Genomic DNA, 6,583 nt, shown 5'->3' with positions numbered 1-6,583 from the left:
ACGCACATCATCTGTTAAGTAGCCATTCGTATGCACTTGCGTTAGGGGCAAACTCCATACAGCATTGCCTTCAATAATCACCGGCCCCTCCGGAGTGTACGCAATGTCCCAACCCACCGACCTAACCCCAGATATTGATTTTGCTGCCCGTTCACAAACCTCTACGATGGAATTCCACCCGGGCACTTCTCTACCTTCTAAATGGACTTGGGTATCCGGGTGAAAAGCGGTCCAGCGGCCACCGTAGGATGGCTTTGACACGCCCTTGCCAAGACGCCCTCTCTTCAGATCGACCGCCACAGATAATCCACCCTTGTCCCAATTATCAGCAGAACTCCCTTGCCGCCCCAAACGTAGCGCAGCCATCTGAACCTTACAGTGCCCCGATTGGTCAATAAATGTGATAACTCGAAACGTATTAACAGTATAGGGACCAATTTCCTTCATGAAGGGATGCTGATCAATGTATTCCTGCACCAGCCATCCATCATATCCTCCCCCATAGTCGAGGAAAGCGTCTCTGGGCAACAAACCCGTGAACTCTTGTAAGCTAAACTTTTTTCCGGAAAACAAAACATGAACCGATTCACCATCACCTCGACCGACCTCACAAACGATAATATTTTGCCCTTGCCGCCCACCTCTCGGCTTGAATACCAGACGAGTCGGAAAATCACAATTTCGAATAAACGCATCTCTTAGGTCATCTGCCGTCCTCAACGGCCGCCCGCCAGCGGTCACGCCGTGCTTTTCGTGAAACATACCGTAGGTTTTAGGCACGGGCAACGATAGGGACAAAAAATATAGATGTGTAACCCACTTATCTTCGAGGACATGCCTTTGCTGACAACGATTGATTTTTGGACGAAAATAGAGGTCATTCCAACGATTAGAAAGGTATTGAGTCGCTCTAGCGGGGTCCGACAGTCCTCCAAGTCCATATAATTCATATTCCTCATCGGTAAACCCAAGACCCAAAATCCGCAATTTCTTGAACATCATCACTGCCCCCTCCACGACATGAAATCCACCTGGAGCCCCAAGAGCCTCCAAAAGAATATAAGCAGTAAGTATCCCCCGGCAAAGCCGGGGGCTTTAATTTGTGAGCCGCTCAAAGCGGCATAAACATGGAGCCACCTGAAGGTGGCTTTCAGCTCCAGAGCTTCATCTGGTCAAGGCGCTTGTCTTCGGCTTCTTGGTGACGGATGTACTCTCGTATCGTCTCCTCGTCACGCCCCACCGTCGACACAAAGTATCCCCTGGCCCAGAAACTCTGTCCCACAAAATTCCGCTTCCTCTCTCCGTACACCCGGGCAATGTGAATCGCACTCTTGCCCTTGATGTACCCCACCACCTGCGATACCGCATACTTTGGTGGGATCGAGATCAACATATGGACATGGTCCGGCATCACATACCCTTCTTCAATCCAGCTTTCCTTCTGCCTCGCCAGCCGATGGAAAACTTCCCCCAAATGTCGCCTCAATTGGCCAAAAAGGGCCCTGCGGCGATATTTCGGGATGAATACCACATGGTATTTACACTCCCACTTGGAGTGGCTTAGGCTCTCATATTCGTCCATTGGGGTTGTTGTTTCCCAGATTATTCCACGCCCCTTTTCCCACACAGATCCTGGCTACAGGCCGAGTGTTTTCCCGGATTATGCCCTCGGGTGGAAGATTCCTGGAAGGTGAACGGATGCGGGAAGCTGGGGGCGCGAGCCTTGGGTGACTCGCGCCCGGGGGCAAGGACTCAGAAGGGATCCTGCTCGTCGTCGAACAGGGAGGTCTGGCGGGTGTCGATGGAGGGCGCTCGCTCGGCGGCCAGGGCTTCCTGCAGGGCGAGGTCGTAGCGCTGGCCGATATGCTCGGTGAGGATCTCCAGCAGTTCCCACACGGCCAGAGCCTGTTCCGGGGTCCAGTGGCCTGGCAGCGGGATGGTGAGGGTGTGGTGGTGGTTCATGGTCGCAGTTCCTCCAGGGCGGTCTGCAGGTGCTCGGCACTGACCTGGCGGACCTGTTGCTGGGCGGCGCAGGTCAGGGCGTAGTGGGCCAGGCGGCCGACAGGGCGGGGCATGCCGTGGGTGGCCTGATAGAGGGCCTCGATGGCCTCCGGCTCGAACAGGGGCAGTTCGCAGCCGACCAGGCGCAGACGGTGGGCCAGGTAGTCGGGCAGTTCCTCGCGGCTCAGTCCCCCCAGGTGATGGCGCACGACGAGTCGCTGGGCCAGGGACTCGTGCACGGCCATGCCCAGGCGCCGGCGCAGCTCGGTGAGGCCAACGAACAGCAGGCACAGACGGGGATCGGAGTCCATGGCGTAGTTGGTGAGCAGGCGCAGATCCTCCAGGACATCGTTGCGCAGGTGATGGGCCTCGTCGATGATCAGGACCGGCAGTTGCTTGCTCTCCAGGGTGAGCCGGGAGATTTCGGCGCGCACCTGGCGGAAGGCGCTGGCGCGATTGCGTTCGGTGGGCAGGCCCAGTTCCCAGGCGATGGACTTGTACATGTCCATGACATTGCCGGTGGTCAGGGGGATGTAGAAGGTACGATAGAGTCCCGAGTGCAGGGTGCTGGTGATGCGTCGGCAGGCGGTGGTCTTGCCGCTGCCGGCCTCGCCGGTGAGCAGGCCGATGCCCCGCAGGCGCAGCAGGTGCCTGAGCCGGGCCTGGGCCTCGCGCAGGGTCTGGGACTCGAACAGGTCTTCACTGGCCACGCTGGGTTCGAAGGGATAGGCGGTCAGGCCGAAGTGCTTGCGGTACATGGCCTCAGTCCTCCCCCGCCTCGATATCGAAGTCCCGCCAGTGCATCCCCGAGGGGCTGGGTTGCGGGCCCTGATCCTCACTGCGGGCCTCGCGCGAGGGCGTGTTGCGCTTGACGAAGCAGTTGGCGTACAGGTCCACGGGCCTGGCGGTTTCCACGTACCGGCCTTGATGGACGATCTGCACGGTGCGCCGGGTGGCGCCGGGGTCGTAGCGCAGCGTGACGCGCTCGCCGATGAGGGCGGCATCCACTTCGTAGATCACGCCGTCGAGGCTGACGGTACGGTCCTTGTGGACCTTGCGTACCGCCTCGAACAGGCACAGATCCTCCAGATCCAGACTCGGGTCCAGATAGCGCACCTGGTCACCGTCCTGAGCCCACCGCTCCAGGGGCGTCATCCCGTCCAGGCCGCGATGGGGGTTGTGGTGATACTCCCCCTCAACCCAGGCCCACAGGCGCCGGTTGAGGGCCTCCAGGCTGGCGGTATCCTCCGGGGTGAGGGTGTTCAGTAGCTGGGCGCGTAAGGTCCTGAAAAAGCGTTCGATCTTCCCCTTCCCCTGAGGGCGGTAGGGACGCGCATGGATCAGAGCGATACCCAGCCGGGCGCAGACCAAGGCCAGGTGATGGGAGCGGTAGTTCGCGCCATTGTCAGTGTATAAGCGTTCAGGGAGTCCGCGCTTGCTCAGAGCCTGGCGCAGCACGGGCAGGAAGGCGCGGGTGTTCTCCGAGAGGGCGAAGGCGGCATGGGGAACCACCCGGGTGGCATCGTCCATGAAGGCGATCAGATAGGTCTTGCGGCGCACGCGCCCTTCGACGGTGACACTGGGGCCGTGCATGACATCGCTGGACCAGAGCTGTCCGGCTCGGGCGAAGGCGAAGCGGCGGCGATCCTGGTCATGAGTGGCCTCGGCCTGGCGCTGCATCAGCCCATGACGCACGAACAGGCGGTGGACCGTGGAAGGTGGCAGCGGCAGATCCGCGTCCACCGCGCCGTTGTCACGCAGGTGCCGGATCACCTGGCGCACGGACCAGGAGGCATGTTCCTCCTTCAGGGCGATCAGGGCCTCGGTGACGGTCGCTGACAGGCGCCGGGGCTGGCCACGATCCTGGCGCGGCTTGGGCAGCAGGGCGTCAAAGCCACCCTGGCGGTACTTCTTCATCCAGTCCCGCAAGGTCTCGGCGGCCACATGGGTGCGATGGCTGCCAGGGATCTGATGGGTGCGGGCGGCAATGGCATGGAGCTGGGTATAGAGCCCGGGCGCGCCGGGCGGCCGACGCACCAGGTCGGCGATCAGCCCGAAACGGAACAGGGCGATCTCGTGGCGCAGGTCATGAGAGGGATCGGGCATGGCAGCGTCTCCGGGGAAAACGACCCAAACGGTCGCTCCACGACGCTACGCCCCGCTGCCAGGCGGGTCAGGGCCCATTGTGTGTTGGCGCGACGGGGAGGTGGACACACCGCCACTGCAGCGGTGGGCAAAACCGAATGGCGGCGGTAACTGATCGAGCCAGGGCGCGGCAATCTCACGCAGGGCGGGGAGCAAGGGTGTCTGACCTAATGCGATCTGGCAGGCGGTCAAGGTGGGGGCGCAGTCGGTGAGCAGGTCGAGTAGCAGTCCCCTGAGGCGGTGCAAGCAATCGTCTATCGCATCCTTGCGGCGGCGTACCCAGCGCACCGCCCCTGCCTCCTCGATCTCGGGGCGCAGCATCCTGGCGGCCGCCACCAGACTGGGCGCGATCTCCGCGGTCATCACCGCCACTTCCACCGCCTGTAGCTTCCCCGACCAGCGGGCCGCCAGACAATCAGGTATCAGGGAAAACGTGCGGTGCCCCTGCGGGCAATACCAGCGGGCGATCCGTGCCCCCCGAGGCCGCTTGCGCGCATAGCTGCCGTGGCGGGCAAAGCCACAGCCCCCGGCAGGATGCAGCGGACAACACGTCAGGCTTGCTTTCAACCAGCCTTGCTGGGTAACGTATTGTTCGCCGGTCAAAGGCGTTCTCAACCGCAATAGCACACCGGCCACCGGCCCGCACGGCGGCTACCGTGGCGGGCCACTTTTATGGGTTGGCCTCAGATCATGCCCCTGTCCGCCCCGATCCGCCAGCCCGGTGAATCAATCCGGGCACTTCGCCTCACACCCGACTCACACTCTGCCACCACGCTGGCTCTATCAACGAGGAAATAATCCGCTTCAGATCAGGCGGTGATCAGCGATTTGGGGTGGGAAACAACAGGGGTTCTCCTGTGTCGTGTGCTTGGCGGCTCACAACCGGGAGTTTTCCCAATGGACTCCCTACAATGTCAAACTTCTACTGTCACCCCGGCAGAGCCGGGGGATTTCCCAAATCTGGTTAATTAACCTCTCTTACATTAACATCCCACACCGCTCGGGTACGGTAACTGTTCAGCCCACCTGCCCACAGTCTGCCCATTTTCTTTCCGATAGGCTATCCTGCTCCGTATGAAGCTCCAGCGCCCCAGTCAAGCAGAACGCGACGCCATGAGCCACGCGCAGAAGGATGCGCTGATCATGCAGTTGTTCGATGCATTGGAGACGCTCAGTGCCCGATTGGCCGCGCTGGAAAAGAAGGTCGAGAAGAGCAGCCGCAACTCCAGCAACCCCTCGTCCTCGGAGGGTCTGCGTAAGGGCCCGGCCCAGCCGCGCCAGAAGGGTCAACGATCCGGTGGTGGTCATAAGGGCCACAAGGGCGTGACCCGGCAGATGGTGAAAAACCCTGACGAGGTGATGGTTCACGCCCGGCGAGGTCATGAAGCCATGGACGAGGCCGGTATTCTGCCCCACTTTAAAGGGGTGGCTGTACCTGATCACTGGGCTCCCTACTGGCGCTACACCGGCTGTGAGCACGTGTTGTGCAACGCCCACCACCTTCGGGAACTGAACTACAGCGATGAACTCACCGCTCATCTCTGGCCGCGCCTGCTCAGGGAGTCGCTGCTGCAGGCCAATGAGGCCGTGGCGCAGGCCAAGGAACAGGGCCTGACCCACTTACCGAGGGATCAGATCGGAGCATTCCTCGAGGCCTATGACGAACACGTGGCCGAGGCTGGCTGCCAAGCCGCCCCAGGTCGCCGAGGACGGCAGTCGACGCCGCGTCAAACCGCATCCGGCCAAGAACCTGCTGCTGAGGCTGAGGGACTTCCGCGATGCCATCTGGCGTTTTGTGACCGACTGGCGAGTCCCCTTCACCAACAACCTTGCCGAGCGGATGGTCCGTCCCATCAAGGTGAAACTGAAGGTCATCGGTGGCTTCCGGGCCATGGGGGGCACCCGTGCCTTCTGCATCATCCGCTCTGTGTGGGAAACCAGCAAATTACGCGGGCAGAATCCCTTCAAAGTCCTGCGCGTGGCTGCGACAGCTTGAGCAGCTAAGATTTTTTGGCCACTGGAAAATCAAAAATGAACATCAACTTCACAGCACACAACATCCGTCTTGATGATGGAAGCTTCACGAAGCCTGAGGCTAATTTTGCCATTGACTCTGATCCAAGGCTTATAGCAGCGGGGCGTATTCTAGAGACGGCTTTTCCCGGCAAAAAGGATCACCTTCGTATAGCAGATGTTGGGTGCCTAGAGGGTGGGTATGCTGTGGAGTTTGCGCGGATGGGATTTCAAGTTTTAGGGATTGAAGTTCGGCAGAGCAACATTGACGCATGCAATTATGTCAAATCGAAGGTTAATCTGCCTAACTTAATGTTCGTTAAAAATAATGCATGGAATATTGCTGAATATGGCGAATTCGATGCGATTTTTTGCTGTGGCTTACTATATCATATAGATAACCCCAGACAGTATCTTAAACTTC

8 protein-coding genes and 1 pseudogene are annotated in these 6,583 nt (G+C 60.0%); 3 read left to right on the top strand and 6 right to left on the bottom strand.

What is annotated here, in order from left to right; genetic code table 11:
- The 6 genes from ECTHA_RS19385 to ECTHA_RS17335 form a co-directional block, all read right to left on the bottom strand.
- A partial coding sequence (locus ECTHA_RS19385; RefSeq protein WP_084306832.1) for a sugar-transfer associated ATP-grasp domain-containing protein occupies positions 1-1,002 on the bottom strand: 1,002 nt, incomplete at its 3' end.
- 148 nt (positions 1,003-1,150) lie between these two features.
- Entirely contained in the window at positions 1,151-1,582 is a 432-nt protein-coding gene (gene tnpA, locus ECTHA_RS0106555) for an IS200/IS605 family transposase (RefSeq protein WP_025281648.1), read from the bottom strand.
- 170 nt (positions 1,583-1,752) lie between these two features.
- Complete coding sequence (locus tag ECTHA_RS17340) at positions 1,753-1,962, bottom strand: hypothetical protein (RefSeq protein WP_025281226.1); 210 nt, start codon at positions 1,960-1,962, stop codon at positions 1,753-1,755.
- Entirely contained in the window at positions 1,959-2,759 is an 801-nt protein-coding gene (locus ECTHA_RS0106545; RefSeq protein WP_025283052.1) for an ExeA family protein, read from the bottom strand. The genes ECTHA_RS17340 and ECTHA_RS0106545 overlap by 4 nt, the downstream gene beginning before the upstream one ends.
- Before the next feature lie 4 nt (positions 2,760-2,763).
- Entirely contained in the window at positions 2,764-4,107 is a 1,344-nt protein-coding gene (locus tag ECTHA_RS0106540) for an IS481 family transposase (RefSeq protein ID WP_025283053.1), read from the bottom strand.
- Positions 4,108-4,152: 45 nt separating this feature from the next.
- The gene (locus ECTHA_RS17335) at positions 4,153-4,749 is read right to left on the bottom strand and encodes a hypothetical protein (RefSeq protein ID WP_026623440.1); all 597 of its coding nucleotides are present in this window, start codon (positions 4,747-4,749) and stop codon (positions 4,153-4,155) included.
- Positions 4,750-5,220: 471 nt separating this feature from the next.
- On the opposite strand from ECTHA_RS17335, the pseudogene ECTHA_RS20670 reads away from it, so the two are divergent.
- The 3 genes and pseudogenes from ECTHA_RS20670 to ECTHA_RS19375 all read left to right on the top strand — a co-directional run.
- Positions 5,221-5,694, top strand: a pseudogene (locus ECTHA_RS20670) (DUF6444 domain-containing protein); the annotation flags it as partial.
- Between the two features lie 109 nt (positions 5,695-5,803).
- Complete coding sequence (locus ECTHA_RS20510; RefSeq protein ID WP_025281690.1) at positions 5,804-6,142, top strand: IS66 family transposase; 339 nt, start codon at positions 5,804-5,806, stop codon at positions 6,140-6,142.
- Between the two features lie 35 nt (positions 6,143-6,177).
- On the top strand, positions 6,178-6,583 hold a 406-nt coding region (locus ECTHA_RS19375; RefSeq protein WP_156946826.1), incomplete at its 3' end, for a class I SAM-dependent methyltransferase.

Origin of the sequence: Ectothiorhodospira haloalkaliphila ATCC 51935, from assembly GCF_000633935.1 — a bacterium.
Taxonomy (GTDB): Bacteria; Pseudomonadota; Gammaproteobacteria; order Ectothiorhodospirales; family Ectothiorhodospiraceae; genus Ectothiorhodospira; species Ectothiorhodospira haloalkaliphila.
This window is presented reverse-complemented; position numbering and strand designations above follow the sequence as displayed.

Bases quoted from the DNA above. Each gene is read 5' to 3' on its own strand.
- tnpA (WP_025281648.1), bottom strand. From the start codon at position 1,582: ATGGACGAATATGAGAGCCTAAGCCACTCCAAGTGGGAGTGTAAATAC.
- ECTHA_RS17340 (WP_025281226.1), bottom strand. From the start codon at position 1,962: ATGAACCACCACCACACCCTCACCATCCCGCTGCCAGGCCACTGGACC.
- ECTHA_RS0106545 (WP_025283052.1), bottom strand. From the start codon at position 2,759: ATGTACCGCAAGCACTTCGGCCTGACCGCCTATCCCTTCGAACCCAGC.
- ECTHA_RS0106540 (WP_025283053.1), bottom strand. From the start codon at position 4,107: ATGCCCGATCCCTCTCATGACCTGCGCCACGAGATCGCCCTGTTCCGT.
- ECTHA_RS20510 (WP_025281690.1), top strand. From the start codon at position 5,804: ATGACGAACACGTGGCCGAGGCTGGCTGCCAAGCCGCCCCAGGTCGCC.